The sequence below is a fragment of the Streptomyces sp. Ncost-T10-10d genome (assembly GCF_900091955.1).
GTDB lineage: Bacteria > Actinomycetota > Actinomycetes > Streptomycetales > Streptomycetaceae > Streptomyces.
The window spans coordinates 1-18,002 of sequence record NZ_FMDF01000067.1 but is presented as its reverse complement, the minus strand read 5'-3'; the positions used below and the strand labels follow the sequence as shown (position 1 = coordinate 18,002).

Genomic DNA, 18,002 nt, shown 5'->3' with positions numbered 1-18,002 from the left:
CACGTAACAAAGCCCTACTAGACGTTCACCTCTGTCCACAGGCGGCCCCGCGCTCTCTCCGCCGTTCCATTCGATCCTATGGGGACCACTGTCCGAGAACTTCGGGGCGCCTCAGTTCGATGGGCGTGCCGGAGACAGGACGATCCGTACATTGGTGGCGTCGTCCGGCGAGTCAAGATCTACTTGCATGAGCCATGTGCCTGGTGCGAGTCGGAGTGCTTCGTCACTGTCGGCGTCTCCGACGGACAGCACCCCGGACGGGAGGTCGATCGTTGCCTGATAGGCGAAGTCTGCTGCGGCTGTCTGACGGACTTCTATCGTCAGGGCAACGTCCGCTTCCTCCTTGGCAACCAGACGCGCGTGCCGGACCTGAATGGTCACCCAGCAATGCGAGGTCCATATCGGGCCCGGACCGTCCAAATCACCAAAGTCTCCCTCCTCTTCGTCGCTGGCGTAGATACAGCCCCAGTAGTAGGACCGGGTTCGGCGCAGCCGCTCACCTGTTTCCATCGACATATCTTGCCCCAGCGCAACTAGCACAAGGTCAATTCCATTCGTGCAAGCCTGGCCCAGCACCTTCCTTGACGGCCGTGGATCGAAAACAGGCACTTCAGGCGGTTCTCGGGCGGTGTGATCTCTCCGGAGCGAAAGGTCTGATCGTTGAGCAAGTCCAAGCAGCGCAGGTCGCCCCCGCCACTGTCCTGCCTTGCCCCTGGTGGGGCACGAGGCACGTGGCGGTGCTGAGCCGTCAGAGGTCCGGCGGCAGGGCCCAGGGGGTCGAGATCACGAGACAGGATGCCGAGTGGGACAAGCCAACAGGCCCTGCTGCAGCGATCATCACCTGGCTGTGAGACTCCCTGCACTCGCGCGACCATCGTCGCCCCGTTCACGTGTCTCACGCCCCATTCGGTTCTTCTATTGTGGTGACATGCGAGCATCGGATGGTTCGGTTGAATGGCTTGAGGACTTCATCACTGGGTGGCACGGCCCACGTCAACCGGGCTATGGCCTGGCCGAGACGGAACTACCCGAGTTCCTCCCAGCGCCGCTCCAACGCCTGTATCGTCACGCCGGACGCTGGCCCGGTCCGAATCCGGAGGAGCACTTGCCGGACTCGCCCGGGATCTTCCAACAACAAGATGTGCTCGTACGCGCCGAGGACCTGAGCCTTCACGATGGAACGGTCGAGTTCCTCAGCGAGAACCAGGACAGCTGGACATGTCGTGTTACAGCCGCCAGTCCAGCGGCACCCGTCGTGCTGAGCAACGCCCACTGGATGTGGGACGACGACTCGGAAGACGAGTACACCCCGCTGACACCATCTCTCGAACAGTTCCTTACGAGCTTCGTGCTCCAGGAAACGGTCTTCGGATGCCGCAACCTCGCCACCACTAGCGAGCTGGCGGCCCTGCCCGACCAGTCAATCCCGCTCTGGCTGGACGGCTGGTACGTCTTCGAAGAACCCAGCCACAGCTTCTGGAGCGTTCACTCCGCGCTCGTCGCCGACATCAGTGGAACCCGCTGGGTTGGCTGGAACGGTCCAGACGCGCCCTCAGCTGAGCTCGGCAAGCTGCAAATGATCCGAAGCTAGTGCCGGATCAGGCAACGTTTGCCCTGTCGACGAGCGCTTGTAGGTGTTGGTCGTCGGCATGGCGGTTTCGCCAGATGATGTAGCGGCGGATCATGCTGCCCAGCGCTTTGTGGTCGGCGTGGTCCGTGCCGTCGAGGGTGAAGTAGCGCAGGGCCGTGAACTGGGCCTCGATGCGGTTGAGCCAGGAGCTGTTGGTTGGTGTGTAGGCGATCTCGACGTTGTTCGCGTCGGCCCAGGTGCCGACCCGCTGGCACCTCTTCGTGGTCAGGTGCGGGGAGAAGTTGTCGGCCACGATCGCGAGCCTGATGTCGGCCGGGTAGAGGCTGCGCAGGTAGCGGCAGAACTCCAGGAACTGGGTGCGCCGCTTGACCGGTTTGATGTGGCCGTAGAGCTTGTCCTTGGACAGGTCCAGGGCGGCGAACAGGTGCCGTACCCCGCCATTTCCTGTGCCTGCCACCATGCTCGGCCCACTGCCGGCCCGGATGGGGCATCAGGTTGAGCGGCCCGAACTCGTCCACGCAAAAGATGACTTCGGGTTCGTCTTTCTCGGGTACGACTTCGCCGTCTGCGATCGCGTAGAGGTGCTCGACGCGCGCCTTCTTGGCCGCGTAGTCGGGGTCCCGGGAGGTCTTCCAGGTCTTCAGGCGTTGAAAGGAGACGCCTTCCTCGCGGAGCAGGATGCGCAGGCCCTCGTGGCTGATGTCGTCGACCACCCCCTCGGCAACCAGGAAGTCTGCCAGCTTGGACAGGCTCCAGGTCGAGAACGGCAGGTCGTGCTCGGTGGGCCTGGACTTCGCGATCTTCTTGATCTCGCGGCGCTCGGGCAGCGTGAACGTCTTCGGCCGGCCACCGGAGTACTTCGGATACAAAGAGTCGAAGCCGTCGGCGTTGAAGTTGTGGATCACATCCCGGACCCGGCCCGCACTGGTGAACGTCACCTCGGCGATCTTCGCCACAAGCATGCCCTGCGCGGACAGCAGTACCATCTGGGCCCGCCGCCAGGTCACCACCGACCCGGTCCCCCTGCGGATGATCCGCAGAAGCCGCCGCCCCTCATCGTCATCGATCTCTCGGACACGCACTCGTTCTGCCACCCGAACAGAATGACGCCCACGCGCCGTCGCCACAGCACCCGGATGGCCCGTCACATCACAACAGGGCAAAGGTTGTCTGATGCGGCAGTAGTCACTGACCACAAGAACCTCGTCGGCGAGGCGGATCTTCGCCCGGTGCAGGTTGTCGAGCTGGACCTTGAGCGGCTCGGCCAGCTCAGGGGTGGCCCACAGTTCGTGCGGCTGCTTCATGTTGCAGCCGGGCTTCACGACGATGTAGCCGACCGCGGTGAGTTCACGGTCGGCGTCGACCATGGCGTCCATGAACCGGGTGGATCCGCAGATCACGACGATCGTCGGGATCTCGAGCCCGGCCTTGGCGTCGGCGAGCTTCTCTTCCGGGGTGAGCAACTGGGGGTACGACATGGGTTCCTCCGGTGGGTGTGATGGACTGGGCACGGGCCGCCCCTGTTACGAGCAGGGGCGGCCTTGCTGTTGGTCACGGGGTGGCGCTGAGACGGGCGGGGCAGAACTGGGCGCCCTTCCCGGCCGCCAGGTCCAGCCACAGGAACTGGCCCATGGACCGGTCCTCATTCATGTGAAACAGGCAGTCGGCGAGCTCGGGCCGACCCATCTCGGTCAGCACGGGCCGCAGGTACGGGATGGCGTGCTCGGCAACCTGGCGGCAGAACGCGTTGATCTCGTCGAGCGGGAGAGTCAGGGGCGACACAGGGTAGATGTCGCCGACCTTGCCGAACTCGATGCGGTAGGTGGTCATTACAGGCTCCAAAGGGTCGGCTGCATGGGGTTGAGCGAAATTTCGGTCTGGCCAGGTATCGGCTCGGGTGTGGCTGTCCGCCCGGGGTGACGCTCGCGCCGCTATACGCCCGCGTGCGGCCCGGAAACACGCCGGGCCCATCCCACCCGGACCTTCGACATCTCAGAAGCGAGCAGGCGGCCACAGGAGCCGCACCGCGAGGTAGTTGACGCCCTGCCAGCCGAGTCGGCATCCAACGTGCGGGCGGTCACGCCGCCTCAACCATCGGCTTCCGCGGCTCCCGGAGCGCGGCCAGGAGCGCCTGCCGGTTCACCGCAGCCTGCGCGGGCGAGGTCTGCGCCCGGGTCGGCTTGTCGCTCAACACCCGCCCGGTCGGGAGCGCTTCGGCGTACAGACGCCCCAACTGGTCCGCGGGCGGAAGACGCAGCGCCTGTCGGGCACGGGCCACGGTGGCGCGGTTGCAGCCGAGGCGGTGAGCGATGGACTCGTCGGTGTGACCGTCGCGGATGAGGGTGGCAATGTCGGCCCGGACCTTCATGCGGCGGTCTCCTCGCTTCCAGGTAGCGGCGGGCGTGAACGGCCCCGTCGGCGAGCTCGCGCCCGTCGGTGTGGCACGGGATGGTCGGGGTGACCTGGCAGGTGGGGCAACAGGCGGTGATTCGCGCCCACTCGGCCATGCGCTGCTGATGGACCTGGTTGGGCTGGCGTCCGGACGACGGGACGGTGCACGGCTGGTGCGGGCGGGCCTGGCACCACGGGCACGGCAGGGCGCGGGCCGGGTGGTGGCCGGCCCGCATGAAGTGGCGCAGCGACTCGGGCATCGGGGCGGCGGCGCCGTAGCGGGTGGTCTTCATTGGCCCTCCTCGGTGGCGGGTTGGCAGCCCCCGCAGTCGCAGGGGTCGTTCTTCGAGCCAATTCCGGCCCGGTACCGGTCGAGGGCTTCGGCCCAAGCGCCGGGCGGCCGGGGTTTCAGCGGGTCGGGCGGTCTGCTGCCGGTCGGCCATGCCCCGGGCCGGTGACCCGGTGGCGGCGGGGGCTTCACCACGGGCGGGGTCGTGCGGCGGGCGTTCCCGGCGCGGAGCTGGTCGCGCATGAACCGCTTCAGGTCGTCGGGGTTTTCCCGGCGCATCGCCGCGATGTCGTCCTGGTCGAAGTCCGTCATGCTGCGTCCTCGTCGACGATCTCGGCGTCCGGGATGTTCTCCTCGGCTGCGAGGCGTTCGAGGGCGCGACGGGATGCTTCGCGTACCCGCTCCTCCTCGGCGGCCCGCTGCTCGGCCGTGAGCTGCGGTTCACCGGACACGGCGCGCACCCGGACCGAGTGCGACCTCGGGAGCGGCTTACCGAGCGGGTACTTGGCGGTGGCCTTACCGCTGTTGCACGGAAAGCCGATCTCGGCCCGGCACATAGGGCACTCAATCCCGAGCGGCCCGGCCCGGCACACGCTGTCCGCCAGGGACTCCTCGTCGGTGTCCGGGACGTCACGGCCGACCTCGTAGCCGCGGGACTCCAGCTCTGCGACGAACCGCGGGTGCGGGCCGCCTTCGAGCGCCGGACGCCCGGTGGGGGCGGCGAAGCGTCCGGAGGCGATCGCCGCCACCTGACCGCGGTACCGGGCCAGGTACTCGCCGACGGTCTCGTTCGGCTGCGGTTCGTACTGGAAGTTCTCCAGCCGCTGGTTACGGATCTTGGTGCGGAGCGTCGTGACGTTGTGGGGCTGGATCCACAGCTTCGTGTCCGGGTCCTTCGGCGGGGTGCTGTAGAAGGCGGCGACCGCGGCCTTGGCGTCGTTGTCGAGGGGGATGTCGTGGAGGGCGGCGGCCCAGGCGGTGGCGGCAGCGGCGGACGGCTTACGGTTGTCGAAGGCGGCGCAGTGGCCGAGCAGTTCGGCGGCTTCTTTCTGGTTCATGCGGAGTCCTCCGTGTCAAGTTCGGCGGCCGGGGCGGCCCAGCCGGCGACGGTTGCGTCGGTGCCGGAGAGGGTCTCGCCGGGCGGCAGCTGGATGACGTTGCCTCCGGGGGCGCGGCGCTTGGAGGCGTAGTTCGCGGAGTCGCGGATCCACTTCTGCCATGCCTCATGCCATTCCCCCCTCAGAAGGCGCGCGCCTGGGCTCGGGACAGGGTGATTGCAGTTGAGGCCGCGTTGCACCCGCGGTACCAGATCCTTGTGGACATCGGAGTGGGCGCCGGCTGCCGACAGGGCGAGGCGTTCGGCATTGACGCGGATCAGGACATCGACGAGACGGCCGGGGTCATCCATATCCGGCGCCAGGTGAAGCGGGTGGCCGGGAAGCTGGTGTTCGCCCCGCCGAAGGGTGGAAAGGAGCGCACGGTCCCGCTACCCGCCTACCTGGCCGCGCAGATCCGTGCGTACAGGGCGGCGTTCCCTCCGCAGGAAGTCACTCTGGCATGGAGGGACTCGAAGCCACCGGAGACGAAGAAGGAGGAAGAGGAGCGCAGGCCTCGCACTCACCGCCTGCTCGTGACCAACTTGGAGGGCGGGGCAATCCGGGCATGGTCCTGGAACCAGCACTACTGGAAGAAGGCGCTCGCCGCGGCCGGCGTCATCCCCGCGCAGCCAAAGCGCGCCAAAGGCTCCAACGCGAACCTTGCCTACGGCGACACCCGGGAGTTCGGCTACCACGCGCTGCGGCACACCTACGCCTCGGTGCAGCTGGACGCGCGGGAGTCGGTCGTGTCTGTCTCGAAGTGGCTCGGCCACGCTGATCCTTCGATCACTCTCCGGGTGTACGCGCACTTCATGCCCGAGGCGGACGGTCGTGGCCGTCGCGCCAAGGATGCCTGGTTCGCAGGTCCCGATTCCGAAAAGATCTCCCCAGATTCTCCCCAGGGGGTGCAATCAGCAGTAGAGAACGCCCCTCGGGAGGCGGTAGCGGTTCCCCCGCATGGCGTTCTGGGTGAGTCTCCGCAGCAGGTTTCACTCTTTGCCGAGGTGATCTCTTGATGGCGTTTCCGCAGCTCAGGCACTACCCCTTGCTGGAGCCCAGGGTGAGCCCCGCGATGAAGTGGCGCTGGAGCAGCAGGAAGACCACGAGGGTCGGCAGAGCGACGATCACCGAGCCTGCGGCGAGCAGGTTGTAGTCGGTGAAGAACTGGCCCCTGAGATTGTTCAGCGCCGAGGTGATGGGGAGCTTGTCGCCATCGGAGATGAAGACCAGTGCCCACAGGAAATCGTTGTACATCCAGGTGAACTGGAGCGTGCCGAGCGCGGCCAGGGCCGGGCGGCACAGGGGCAGGGTGATCCGCCAGTACCGGGTCCAGACGCCCGCGCCGTCGACGATCGCGGCCTCCAGGATCTCCTGCGGCAGGGTGCGCATGAAGTTGGCCAGGACGAAGACGCAGAAGCCCAGCTGGAAGCCGATCTGCACGGTGATGACGGCCCAGTACGAGTCGAACATCGTCATCGAGTCGGACATCCAGTAGGGCAGTGGGATGCGGTTGAAGACGACGTACAGGGGCGTGACGATCACCTGCTGCGGCAACAGGTTCCCGGCGGTGAAAAGCATGAGCAGGACGAGCCCGCCGCGCATCTTCAGCCGGGCCAGCGCGAAGGCCACGAAGGAGGCGAGGAAGAGGGTGACGAGTACCCCCGGGACCGCGATGATCAGCGTGTTGACGAAGTACTTCGTCATGCCGGAGTCGGAGAACGCCTGACGGTAGTAGTCCAGGGAGAGGTGGCGCGGCAGCGAGAAGTACCCGTGCGCCGAGGTCTCGTCGTACGGCCGCAGCGAGGCGTACACCGCGAGCAGTAGCGGGGCGAGGAAGGCGAGGGAGACCGCCATCAGGAAGGCGTGGAGACCGATCCTGCCGGGGCGGAGCCGGCGCCGGACGGCGGGGGCCGGTGGAGCGGCGGGGCGGGCGGGGGCGATGCGGACGGTCAACGGTTCTTCTCCCCTCGGAGCTCCTGGACCAGGTACGTCACGACGAACCCCAGGGAGACGGCCAGCAGGACAACAGCGATGGCGGAGCCGAATCCGATGCGGCTGGCCTCACCGATGATGTTGTCGGTGACGAGTACCGAGAGGAGTTCGAGTCCGTTGCGGCCGTGGTTGACGGCGTACACGATGTCGAAGGCGCGCAGGGACTCGATGACGGTGATGACGCCGACGATGACATTGACCGGCCGCAGCGTGGGGAAGACGATGCGGAAGAAGGTCTGGGCCTCGCCCGCACCGTCGATCGCCGCGGCCTCCTTCAGCGAGGGGTCGACGGCCTTGAGCCCGGCGAGGTAGAGAATCATCACGTAGCCGGTGTGCCGCCAGGCCGCGGCCAGCAGGACCATCCAGATGTTGAGGTTCGGATCGCCGAGCCAGTCGGTCGGCGCCTTCGTGTCCCCGATGACCGCGTTGAGGGCTCCCTGGTCACGGGAGAAGATCAGCTGGGCGATGAAACCGACCACGGCGAGCGACAGCACGACGGGCATGTACAGCGTCGACTGGTAGAAGCGGCTGAAGCGCACGCCCCTGTCGATGAGTACGGCGAGCAGCAGCCCGAACGGTGCGGCGACCAGGCCCAGGAAGGCGAGCCAGAGCAGATTGTGCCGGGCGGCGGGCCAGAACTGCGGGTAGTTGGTGAAGAGATTCTCGTAGTTCTGCGTACCGACCCACTTGATGTCGCCGATGCCGTCCCAGCTGGTGAAGGAGAGCACGACGGAGGCGAGGGTCGGTCCCCACACGATGGCGATGTCGAGCAGGACGGGTATGCCGAGCAGCACACCGAGTACGGCGAGGTCGCGGCCGGTGAACCGCCGCGAGACCCGCCGTCCGGTGCGCCGCGCCGAGATGAACGACACGGTCGGTACTCCAGGTTCAGTCGGATTCCATCGGGGTCGTCCGGGGTCAGTCGGCGGCGAAGATGGTCTTCTTCTGCCGTTCGATGTCGTTGACCAGGCCGTCCACGTCGTTCGGGTTGCTGATGAATTTCTGGATCGCCGGGATCATGACCGTGGAGGAGAAGTCCGGCCGGGTGTCGCGGTCCAGGAACTGGGAGATCTGCTTCGCCCCGGAGACCAGTTCCACGGCCTTCTTCTGGAGCGGCGAGTACGTGGAGATGTCCGCCTGGTCGCTGACCGCGATGTTGTTCGGGTCGCTCTTGAGATAGATGTCCTCGGCCTTGCCGGTGGCCAGCCACTTGAGCAGGTCCTTGGCGCTCTCCAGGGTCTTCTTGTTCTTGAGGTTCTTCGACTTCTTCGCCAGCAGGAACCCGTCGATGGGCGCCTCGACCGCGTCCTGCCCGTGCTCCGGATTGATGACGGGGAAGGGGAAGAAGTCGATGTCGCCCTGTTCGCTCTTGGGGAACTGTGCGCCCGGGTGAGGCAGGCCGAACACGGCCATGCCGGACTCCTTCTTCTGGAGGCTGGTGGCAGCCTCCTGCCAGGTACGGCCATTGGCGCCCTGCTGGCAGTACGGGAGGAGCCGGCGCCAGGTGTCGAAGACTTCCTTGACCCGCTTGTCGGTCCAGGCGACTTCACCCGCCATCAGGCTCTTGTGGAACTCATAGCCGTTGGTGCGCATGTTGATGTAGTCGAAGGTGCCCATGGCGGGCCAGCCGTCCTTGTCGCAGAAGGCGATGGGGTCCAGCTTGTCCTTCTGCATCTGCTTGGCGAGCGCCACGTACTCGTCGAGTGTCTTCGGTGCCTGATAGCCGCGCTCGTCGAACAGGCTCCTGCGGTGGAAGACGGCCCACGGATAGTAGTAGTACGGCGTGAGGTACTGCTTGCCGTCCGCGCCGGTGGACTGGGCTTTCAACGCGGCCGAGAAGCCTTTGTAGTCCTGCCAGTTGTCACTGATGTCGTGCAACAGGCCTTTCTGGGCGAAGAACTGCATCCGGTAGCCCGCGAACCACATGAAGACATCGTCCGGCTTGCCCTGCAGGTACCGGTTGATGTTCTCCTGAAAGGTGTTGTGGTCTACGGTGTTGACCTTCACCTTCCGCCCGCCCGACTGCGCCTCGTACGCCGCGAATGCGTCGGCGAAGGCCTTCTTCGGAATGGGGTCGGACGAATTCGAGCCCATGGTGATCGTCTTGCCGTCACCGCCGGGGCCGCTCCCGCAGGCGGTGAGCAAGGAGGGGAGTGTCACGGCTCCCGCACCGACTGCCGCACCACGCAGCAGACTCCGCCGGGACATCCGATGTCCTGCGACGCTGCCCGGCACACCTGACCTGTCGTAATCAGACTGCGTCATGCCCAACTCCTTTGGGATGCAACCCAACACAACCGAACGTGCGATTGGATCTCACTCCCAAGCGATGGCGCAGTCAAGGGTTTTGACGAGATGCCGAACAACCGATGCCACTCCCCTTCCAACAGACTTCAACACGCTTTAACGTAATCGCACGCCTTGGCGTGCACATGCTGTGACCGATCCGGCACGAGTATGGAGGAACGTAACGATGCGTCATCTTCCAACCCGTACAACCCGAACCAGCCACCGTGGAGTCATCGGAGCGCTGCTGGCCGGGCTGCTCTGCACCGCGGGGGCAACCGTTCCCGCCGTCGCGGACTCGCCCGCGCCCGCTCCGCAGGCCGGCAACGGCCTCGCGCTCACCCCTCCGATGGGGTTCAACAATTGGAACTCGACCCACTGTCGCGCCGAGTTCAACGAGGCGATGGTCAAGGGCATCGCCGACATCTTTGTCGAGAAAGGCCTCAAGGACGCGGGCTATCAGTACGTCAATCTCGACGACTGCTGGGCAAAGCCGCAGCGCAATGCGGACGGAAAGCTGGAGGCCGATCCGCAGCGCTTCCCGAACGGCATCAGATCCGTCGCGGACTATGTCCACTCCAAGGGCCTGAAAATCGGCATCTACACCAGCGCCGGCACCAAGACCTGCGACAGCGTGGGACTTCCGGGCGCGCTCGGTCATGAGTACAGCGATGCGCAGCAGTTCGCGGACTGGGGCATCGACTACCTCAAGTACGACAACTGCAACAACCAGGGTGTCGACGCGAAACAGCGCTATACGACGATGCGGGACGCGCTGGCGGCGACCGGCCGCCCCATCGTCTACAGCATCTGCGAATGGGGCGAGAACAAGCCATGGGAATGGGCAGGCGAGATCGGCAACCTCTGGCGCACGACCGGCGACATCAACGACAGCTGGGGCAGCATGCTGTCGATCATGAAGCAGAATCTGCCCCTCTCCGCAGCAGCGGGCCCGGGGCACTGGAACGACCCCGACATGCTGGAGGTCGGCAACGGCGGCATGACGGACACGGAGTACCGCACCCACTTCTCCATGTGGTCCGTGATGGCGGCGCCGCTGCTCATCGGTTCCGATCTGCGCAAGGCGGGCCCGGAGACCTTCGAGATCCTCTCCAACCACGAGGTCATCGCGGTCGATCAGGACCCACTGGGCAAGCAGGGCGCCGTGCTCTCCTCCGCCGGCGGGCGCTGGGTCGTCACCAAGGAGATGCAGGACGGCAGCCGCGTCGTGGCCCTCTTCAACGAGACAGGCAGCGCACAGCGCATCTCGACGACGGCCGAGGCGGCAGGGCTGCCGAAGGCCACCGCGTACACGATGCGTGACCTCTGGGAGCACACGACGTACAACACGGCGGGCATCGTCTCGGCGACCGTCCCGGCGCACGGGACCGTATTGCTGCGCATCGCCGCCGACCGCAAGTGGGCCGCGCATCCGCCCGCCGTGGAACTCGGCCTGAACGGAAGCCCGTTGGTCGAGGCCGGGCGCACGGCCGCACTGACGACGACGGTGACCGACCTCGGCCGGACTCCCGCCACGAAGGTCTCCGCGGCGCTCACCGGCCCCTCGGGCTGGCGGGTGAAGGCGGCATCGCCGACCGGATCACCGGCTCTGCCGACCGGCCGGGCCCTCAGCACCCGCTGGCAGGTGACTGCCCCTGCGGGCACGGCCACCGGTACGTACGATCTGACACTCACCGCCCGGTACCGCTCGCCGGCCGGGACACGGGTGAGGTCCACGGTCCCGTTCCGGGCCCATGTGGTGGTCGCGCCGCCTGCGGGCACCGGCTACCTCAGCGATCTGCCCCAGCTCTCCGCCGCCAACGGCTGGGGCCCGGTCGAGAAGGACACCAGCAACGGCGAGAGCCAGGCGGGTGACGGGAATCCGCTCACCATCGGCGGCGCGGTCTTCGCCAAGGGCCTCGGTGTGCATGCCGACAGCGCCGTCGAGTTCTACACCGGCGGGGCATGCAGCGCCGTGACGGCGCAGGTAGGGGTCGACGACGAGAAGGGCGCCAAGGGAACGGTCGCCTTCGAGGTCTGGGCCGACGGCACGAAGGTGGCATCGACCGGAGTACTGACCAATGCGATGCCCGCGCAGCCGCTCTCCGCGGATGTGAGCGGTGCGCAGGTGGTACGTCTGGTGGTCACCGACGGCGGGGACGGTGTCGATTCCGACCACGCGGACTGGGCGGACCTGCGGATCACCTGCTGACAGGGGGGCGCGGCCGCGGCCAGGTCGCGCCTTCGGCCGCCGGACGGGCCCCAGGACACCGGTCCTGCCCGTCCGGCGCTTCTCGCCCCGCCGGACACCCTCCTAGACGGCCACCGCCCCGCCCGAGCTCACCCGCACCGCCGCGGCAGCCGCGCCCACCAGCCCCGCGTCGGTGCCCATCACCGCCGGGGCCACCGTGAGCTGCTGGACGAAGGAGAGCGTGGCGTACTGACGCAGGGCGCGGCGCAGCGGAGCGAAGAGGATGTCGCCCGCTCCGGCCACTCCCCCGCCGATCACCGCGATGTCGATCTCGACAAGCGTGGCGGTGGCGGCGATTCCGGCGGCCAGCGCCTGAGCGGCGCGCTCGAACGAGGCGATGGCGACCTGGTCCCCGGCGCGCGCGGCGGCAGCCACGGCGGCAGCCGAGGCATCTCCGTCCGGTCCGGGCCGCCAGCCGGCCTCCAGCGCCCGGCGAGCGATGTTCGGTCCGCTGGCGATGCGCTCGACGCAGCCGCGCGAACCACACGGGCACAGGTCACCGTCCAGGTCGACGCTGACGTGGCCGATGTGCCCGGCGTTGCCCGTGGGGCCGGGGTGCAGTTTTCCGCCGAGGACGAGTCCGCCGCCCACACCGGTCGACACGACCATGCACAGCGCATTGTCGTAGCCGCGGGCCGCACCCAGCCAGTGCTCGGCCGCCGTCATCGCGACGCCGTCGCCAACCAGTTCGACGGGCAGTCCGCCGACCGCCTTACCGACCCGTTCCACCAGCGGGAAGTCGCGCCAGCCGGGGACGTTGACCGGGCTGACCGTACCGGCCGAGGCGTCCACCGGGCCCGCGCTGCCGATACCGACGGCCGTCGCCCGCTCCCACAGCGGCGATCCTGACAACTCGGCCAGGACCTCCGTCACGGCCCCCATCACCTTCTCGGCGCTCTCCCGGGCGGGCGTCGGCCGCTGCGCCCGCACGAGGAGCGCGCCGCTGCCGTCCACCAGCCCGGCGGCGATCTTGGTGCCGCCGATGTCCAGCGCGGCGACGAGGTCGGTATGCATCGGTGTGGCTCCGTGAGTAGGTGGCGCGGCCCTGCGGCTTCGGTAAACAGTCTGCCCAGTCTCCATTCAGCTGACAACGTTGTCCAGGGCCTATGCTCGACGGCACAGCCTCCGGCCCTTCCGCGGCACCGCTCGCGGGCCCGCCGGACCGCCCGCACCCGACGACAGGACAGCGCACCGTGGCCGAGACCGCCCGTCAATCCGAGACCCGTTACGGCAACCGGCCGACCATGAAGGATGTGGCCGCCCGCGCCGGAGTGGGCCTCAAGACGGTCTCCCGTGTGGTCAACAGCGAACCGGGTGTCACGCCCGACACCGAACGCCGGGTCCAGGAGGCCATCGAGGCGCTCGGCTTCCGCCGCAACGACAGCGCACGCGTCCTGCGCAAGGGCCGCACCGCTTCCATCGGACTGGTCCTGGAGGATCTCGCCGACCCGTTCTACGGACCTCTGAGCCGCGCGGTGGAGGAGGTCGCCCGGGCACACGGCGCCCTGCTCATCAACGGGTCGAGCGCCGAGGACCCGGAGCGCGAGCAGGAGCTCGTACTCGCCCTGTGTGCGCGCCGGGTGGACGGGCTCATCGTGATTCCGGCCGGCGACGACCACCGCTATCTGGAGCCGGAGATAAAGGCCGGCATCGCCACCGTCTTCGTGGACCGCCCGGCAGGCCGTATCGACGCCGACATGGTCCTGTCCGACAGCTTCGGCGGCGCCCGCGAGGGCGTCGCGCATCTGATCGCGCACGGCCACCGCCGGATCGGCTTCATCGGAGACCAGCCGCGCATCCACACCGCCACCGAGCGGCTGCGCGGTTACCACGCGGCCATGGCGGACGCCGGGACAACGGTCGAGGACTCGTGGGTCTCCCTCGGCTCGACCGACCCCGACCGGGTCCGGGCCGCCGCCGAGCGGATGCTCTCCGGCCCCGAGCCCGTCACCGCGCTGTTCGCGGGCAACAACCGGGTGACGGTGACGGCGGTACGTGTCCTCGCGGAGCTGGAACGCCGGGTCGCCCTGGTCGGCTTCGACGACATCGAACTGGCCGACCTGCTCGGCATCACCGTCATCTCCCAGGACGCCGCCGCCGTCGGCCGCACCGCCGCCGAGCACCTCTTCCGCCGTCTGGACGGCGCGGACCACGCCCCGGCCCGCGTGGAGCTCCCCACGACTCTCATCCAGCGCGGCTCGGGCGAGCTGCCGCCCGCCTGAGCCGGGGCGTCGACGGGGGCGCGATCAGCCTCCGGCGTGCGTCAGCAGCGCGTCGGCGACGGACGTACGTGCGTAGAGGACCGAGCGGCCGGCCCGGTGGGCGGTGACCAGGCCCGCGTTCCGCAGGGCCGTGAGGTGCTGGGAGACCCCGGCCGCGGACAGTCCCGAGCGCTGGGCGAGCACGGTGGTCGAGGCCGGGGTGTCGAGCTCGGCGAGCAGCAGGGTGCGGGAGCGGCCCAGGACGGCGGCGACCGCTTCACCGGCGACCGGGGTCCGCGGCTCCCAGAGGGTGCCGATACCCCGTGCCGGATACGCGAGTTGTGGCGGGTCCGGCGCCACTGAGCGCGTCAGCACCCGCGGCCAGGCGAACACGGAGGGCACCAGCAGCAGCCCCGCGCCCGTGTCGGCGCGGGTCAGGGCGCAATGACGGCGGACCAGGCGCAGGCTGCTCTCGTCCCAACGTACCGACTCGTGCAACTCGTTGAGGACCTGTGCGGCACCGAGCTCGGCCACCTGCCGTGCCCGGCGGAAGACATCGGCTTCGAGCAGCCGACGGATCCGGGCCCAGTAGGGTGCGAGCGCCAGCTCCCAGTAGGTCTCGATCTCCGCGGCGACCTTCTCCAGCGCCGCTTCCGGTGCCTCTCCCAGCAGCCTGAGCCGCGTGGACTGCCCGAGATCCCGCTCGACGCCGAGTCTGCCGAGATCGGTCCGTACCCGCTCAGGAGGGGTCTGCCGGATCGCCTCCAGCTCACCGGCGAGTTCCGGGAACGGGGCAGGGGGTGTCGGATTGAGGAAGTCCGCGAGGTAGCCACCTGCGGGAATCAGCTCAGCGAGCCACCCCCGGTCGAGCCCCGCCTCCACCAGCCGGGGCCGCACCTGCGCGGCCCATCGCCGGTGCAGCGGCGGATCGGCCTCGGCCCGCAGCAGCCGGAAGCTGGTAACGACCTCCCACATCGGGGAGACAGCGAACCGGGTCTGCGCCAAGTCCGCGGTGGAGAAGCTCAGTTCCGACTCCATGTGGCCCCACCTGTCCGGAAGTTCCCGAGCCGACCGCTCGTTGGATTCGGTCTCAGCTTAATCAATGGTCCGGCGCAGCGGTCGGGCTGCACGCTCCTCGCATGTTCTCCACCTTTCGCGGTCTGCCGCCCACGGTCTGGACCCTCTTCGCCGGCACGATCATCAACCGGCTCGGCTATCTCGTCACGCCTTTCCTGGTGTTCTTCCTGGCCGCACGCGGCATCACCGGTACCCAGACCTCGTACGTCCTCGGCGCCCTGGGTGCGGGCAACCTGCTCGGACCGGCGATCGGCGGGCTGCTCGCCGATCGCATCGGCCGCCGGCCGACGATGCTCATCGGTCTCCTCGGCGCATCCGCGGCGCAGGGGGCGCTCTTCGTGGCACCGGGTGTACTGACCATGGCCGGCGCCGCACTGCTGCTCAGTGCGACCGGAGCGATGATCAGCCCTGCCGTCTACGCGCTGATGGCCGACTCCGTGGACGCGGAGCGCCGACGGCGCGCGTACGCCCTGTTCGGCTGGGGCGTCAACATCGGTACGGCGGCGGCAGGCGTCCTCGGTGGCTTCCTCGCCGCGCACGGCTACTGGCTGCTCTTCGCGGTCGACGCCGGGACGATGCTGGCGTACGCCGTCGTCGTCGCCACCCGGGTGACCGAGACCCGGGCGGCGAAGAACCGGACCGGGGCGCGCGACGGCGTCGGATACGGCGTCGTCCTCCGGGACCGGCTGCTGCTCGCGCTGCTCCCGCTGTTCGGCGTCCAGCTCTTCGTCTACTCGCTGACCGAGGTCGCGCTGCCACTGGCCATCCACGACAGTGCGCTCTCCCCCGCGGTCTACGGGGCGATGGCGGCGGTCAACGCGGTGCTGGTGGTGGTCCTGCAGCCGTTCGCGACAGCCCGGCTCGCCCGCCTGCCGCAGATTCCGGTCCACGCCGCGGGCAGCGTACTGATCGCCGGGGGTGTGGCGCTCACGGGTGTCGCGGACAGCGTCGTGGGCTACACGCTGTCGGTGGTCGTCTGGTCCGTCGGCGAGGCGTGCGTGTCCGGAATCGCCTCCGCGATCGTCTCCAACCTCGCCCCGGCCCACGCACGCGGCCGCTACCAAGGGGCGTTCCAGTGGACCTGGGGGGTCTCCCGGTTCGCCGCCCTCACCGTGGGCGTCACCCTCTACACGAGTGCCGGTCCCGCCGTCCTCTGGTGGACGGCGCTGCTCGGTGGTGTCCTGTGCTCCCTCGCGCCGCTCGCCCTCGCCGGCCGGATCACACGCCGGATGGAGCACGAACTGGCGGCCTGAGGGGCCACCGTCGCAGGGTAGTTCCCCAGGGCCGAACTCGCCGTCCAGCCGGGCGCCGGGCACTTCCCGTGGCTCGACGACCCCTTCCGCTTCAGCGGGACCGTCGAGACTTTCCTGCGGAGCCGACGGGACGGCCGGAGCCCGCACCTTCCTGCAGGGGGACGGACCGGGCCCGAACCACGCGCCCTACGGCGCCGTCACCGTGAGTCCCCCACGCCGCGGCGAGGCGAAGGCGTCGAGGTCTGCCCGCGTCAGGCCCGTCAGCCGGGCGACCTCGCCGGTGTCCAGGGCGCCGCAGTCGATGCCGCGCAGGAGGTACCCGCTGAGCGCCTTGGCGGTGGCGGGTTCGTCCATGACGTCGCCGCCGGCCTTGGCCACATACGCGGCGAGTCGGGCGGCGGCCTGCTCCAGACCCTCGCGGTAGAAGGTGTAGACGGCTGCATAACGGGTCGGCAGATGGCCCGGGTGCATGTCCCAGCCCTGGTAGTAGGCGCGGGCCAGGGCACGGCGGGTGAGGCCGTAGTGCAGCCGCCAGGCCTCGTGGACCTGGTGGGTGGGGCCGACAGGAAGGACGTTGGTGGAGCCGTCGGAGACCCGTACGCCGGTGCCTGCGGCGGCGACCTGCATGACGGCCTTGGCGTGGTCGGCGGCCGGGTGGTCGCCGGCCTGGTAGGCGGGGCTGACGCCGACACAGGCGCTGTAGTCGAAAGTGCCGTAGTGCAGACCGGTGGCGCGGCCCTGCGCGGCGTCGATCATGCGAGCCACGGCGGCGGTGCCGTCAGCGGCGAGGATGGACTGGCTGGTCTCGATCTGGATCTCGAAGCCGAGGCGGCCCGACGGCAGCCCGTGCGCCTGCTCGAACGCTTCGAGGAGCCGGACGAAGGCGGTGACCTGTTCGGGGTACGTCACCTTGGGGAGAGTGAGGACAAGCCCGTCGGGGAGGCCGCCCGCCCGCATCAGGCCGGTGAGGAAGATGTCCGTGGTGCGGATGCCGCGGTCGCGTACGGCGGCCTCCATGCACTTCATCCGGATGCCCATGTACGGGGCCGCCGTGCCGTTCCCGTACGCCTCCGAGACCAGCCGGGCGGCGCGGGCGGCGGCCTCGTCCTCCTCGGCATCGGGGCGGGGGCCGTAGCCGTCCTCGAAGTCGATGCGCAGGTCTTCGACGGGCTCGCGCTCCAGCTTGGCGCGTACCCGGTCGTGGACAGGTGCGGCGAGCTCGTCGGGGATGCCGAGGACGGCGGCGAACGAGGCCGCGTCGGGGGCGTGCTCGTCCAGGGCCTTCAGCGCCTGGTCGCCCCAGGAGCGGATGGTGCCGGAGGTGAACGTGTCGCCGGGGACGTAGACCGTGTGGACCGGCTGGCGCGTCCCCGGGTCGCCCGGGTAGCGGTGGGCCAGCTCGGCGTCGACCGCGGTGAGGGAAGCGCTGATCTCCTCGCTGACCGCACCGGCGAGACTCGTCGCCACCTTCTCCTGCTGACCCATTTCCACACCCTCCACAGTCACACCGTTTCCGCTTCCCGGAATCAACAATCCGTATAGTGAAGTTATAAGGCCGCCGGATCTGCGTCAAT

The 18,002-nt window shown here is 68.5% G+C and carries 17 protein-coding genes and 3 pseudogenes; 6 read left to right on the top strand and 14 right to left on the bottom strand.

Annotation, left to right across the window (positions count from 1 at the left end):
• Positions 1-111: 111 nt before the first annotated feature.
• Positions 112-510, bottom strand: coding sequence for a hypothetical protein (locus GA0115254_RS43780; RefSeq protein WP_141720792.1), 399 nt, complete (start codon positions 508-510; stop codon positions 112-114).
• Positions 511-928: 418 nt separating this feature from the next.
• Between GA0115254_RS43780 and GA0115254_RS43775 the strand changes: the two genes are divergently transcribed.
• The gene (locus GA0115254_RS43775; protein ID WP_141720791.1) at positions 929-1,591 is read left to right on the top strand and encodes a hypothetical protein; all 663 of its coding nucleotides are present in this window, start codon (positions 929-931) and stop codon (positions 1,589-1,591) included.
• A gap of 7 nt (positions 1,592-1,598) precedes the next feature.
• Here the strand turns inward: GA0115254_RS43775 and GA0115254_RS47205 are convergent.
• The 7 genes and pseudogenes from GA0115254_RS47205 to GA0115254_RS44300 all read right to left on the bottom strand — a co-directional run bounded on the left by GA0115254_RS47205 (position 1,599) and on the right by GA0115254_RS44300 (position 5,568).
• Positions 1,599-2,685: pseudogene (locus GA0115254_RS47205) on the bottom strand (IS630 family transposase).
• Between the two features lie 87 nt (positions 2,686-2,772).
• Positions 2,773-3,069 (bottom strand): annotated as a pseudogene (locus GA0115254_RS45785) (hypothetical protein); the annotation flags it as partial.
• Positions 3,070-3,142: 73 nt separating this feature from the next.
• Positions 3,143-3,421: a hypothetical protein gene (locus GA0115254_RS09205; RefSeq protein WP_093894775.1), complete on the bottom strand. Its 279-nt coding sequence runs from the start codon at positions 3,419-3,421 to the stop codon at positions 3,143-3,145.
• A 247-nt stretch (positions 3,422-3,668) separates the two neighbouring features.
• Positions 3,669-3,959, bottom strand: a complete 291-nt coding sequence (locus GA0115254_RS09200) for a helix-turn-helix domain-containing protein (protein ID WP_093894774.1) — start codon at positions 3,957-3,959, stop codon at positions 3,669-3,671.
• Between the two features lie 312 nt (positions 3,960-4,271).
• Positions 4,272-4,583, bottom strand: coding sequence for a hypothetical protein (locus GA0115254_RS09190; protein ID WP_093894773.1), 312 nt, complete (start codon positions 4,581-4,583; stop codon positions 4,272-4,274).
• Entirely contained in the window at positions 4,580-5,329 is a 750-nt protein-coding gene (locus GA0115254_RS09185; RefSeq protein ID WP_093894772.1) for a zinc finger domain-containing protein, read from the bottom strand. The genes GA0115254_RS09190 and GA0115254_RS09185 overlap by 4 nt, the downstream gene beginning before the upstream one ends.
• Complete coding sequence (locus tag GA0115254_RS44300; protein ID WP_176740043.1) at positions 5,326-5,568, bottom strand: hypothetical protein; 243 nt, start codon at positions 5,566-5,568, stop codon at positions 5,326-5,328. Before GA0115254_RS44300 ends, GA0115254_RS09185 begins: the two co-directional genes overlap by 4 nt.
• A gap of 18 nt (positions 5,569-5,586) precedes the next feature.
• Here GA0115254_RS44300 and GA0115254_RS09180 point away from each other — a divergent pair, with 18 nt between their 5' ends.
• Positions 5,587-6,384 (top strand): tyrosine-type recombinase/integrase, encoded by a 798-nt coding sequence (locus tag GA0115254_RS09180; protein ID WP_176740042.1) that lies wholly within the window; start codon positions 5,587-5,589, stop codon positions 6,382-6,384.
• A 22-nt stretch (positions 6,385-6,406) separates the two neighbouring features.
• Here the strand turns inward: GA0115254_RS09180 and GA0115254_RS09175 are convergent, their stop codons facing one another.
• Genes GA0115254_RS09175 through GA0115254_RS09165 form a run of 3 tightly spaced genes read right to left on the bottom strand, consistent with a single transcriptional unit; the run spans position 6,407 to position 9,568 of the window.
• Positions 6,407-7,321 carry a carbohydrate ABC transporter permease gene (locus tag GA0115254_RS09175; RefSeq protein ID WP_256102468.1) on the bottom strand — a complete coding sequence of 305 codons (915 nt, stop codon included), beginning with the start codon at positions 7,319-7,321 and terminating at the stop codon, positions 6,407-6,409.
• Entirely contained in the window at positions 7,318-8,232 is a 915-nt protein-coding gene (locus GA0115254_RS09170; protein ID WP_093894770.1) for a carbohydrate ABC transporter permease, read from the bottom strand. Before GA0115254_RS09170 ends, GA0115254_RS09175 begins: the two co-directional genes overlap by 4 nt.
• A 46-nt stretch (positions 8,233-8,278) precedes the next feature.
• Positions 8,279-9,568, bottom strand: coding sequence for an ABC transporter substrate-binding protein (locus GA0115254_RS09165; protein ID WP_093894769.1), 1,290 nt, complete (start codon positions 9,566-9,568; stop codon positions 8,279-8,281).
• A gap of 265 nt (positions 9,569-9,833) precedes the next feature.
• Between GA0115254_RS09165 and GA0115254_RS09160 the strand changes: the two genes are divergently transcribed.
• Positions 9,834-11,858: an NPCBM/NEW2 domain-containing protein gene (locus tag GA0115254_RS09160; protein WP_093894768.1), complete on the top strand. Its 2,025-nt coding sequence runs from the start codon at positions 9,834-9,836 to the stop codon at positions 11,856-11,858.
• A 102-nt stretch (positions 11,859-11,960) separates the two neighbouring features.
• Here GA0115254_RS09160 and GA0115254_RS09155 read toward each other — a convergent pair whose 3' ends face one another.
• Positions 11,961-12,911, bottom strand: a complete 951-nt coding sequence (locus tag GA0115254_RS09155) for an ROK family protein (RefSeq protein ID WP_093894767.1) — start codon at positions 12,909-12,911, stop codon at positions 11,961-11,963.
• A gap of 179 nt (positions 12,912-13,090) precedes the next feature.
• On the opposite strand from GA0115254_RS09155, the gene GA0115254_RS09150 reads away from it, so the two are divergent.
• The gene (locus tag GA0115254_RS09150) at positions 13,091-14,119 is read left to right on the top strand and encodes a LacI family DNA-binding transcriptional regulator (protein ID WP_093894777.1); all 1,029 of its coding nucleotides are present in this window, start codon (positions 13,091-13,093) and stop codon (positions 14,117-14,119) included.
• A 24-nt stretch (positions 14,120-14,143) separates the two neighbouring features.
• Here the strand turns inward: GA0115254_RS09150 and GA0115254_RS09145 are convergent, their stop codons facing one another.
• Positions 14,144-15,136: an ArsR/SmtB family transcription factor gene (locus GA0115254_RS09145; protein WP_093894766.1), complete on the bottom strand. Its 993-nt coding sequence runs from the start codon at positions 15,134-15,136 to the stop codon at positions 14,144-14,146.
• 101 nt (positions 15,137-15,237) lie between these two features.
• Between GA0115254_RS09145 and GA0115254_RS09140 the strand changes: the two genes are divergently transcribed.
• Entirely contained in the window at positions 15,238-16,428 is a 1,191-nt protein-coding gene (locus GA0115254_RS09140; RefSeq protein WP_093894765.1) for an MFS transporter, read from the top strand.
• A gap of 21 nt (positions 16,429-16,449) precedes the next feature.
• Positions 16,450-16,548: pseudogene (locus GA0115254_RS47430) on the top strand (alpha/beta fold hydrolase); the annotation flags it as partial.
• 66 nt (positions 16,549-16,614) lie between these two features.
• On the opposite strand, the gene GA0115254_RS09135 reads toward GA0115254_RS47430, so the two are convergent.
• Positions 16,615-17,913 carry a DUF6986 family protein gene (locus tag GA0115254_RS09135; RefSeq protein ID WP_093894764.1) on the bottom strand — a complete coding sequence of 433 codons (1,299 nt, stop codon included), beginning with the start codon at positions 17,911-17,913 and terminating at the stop codon, positions 16,615-16,617.
• Positions 17,914-18,002: the final 89 nt, after the last annotated feature.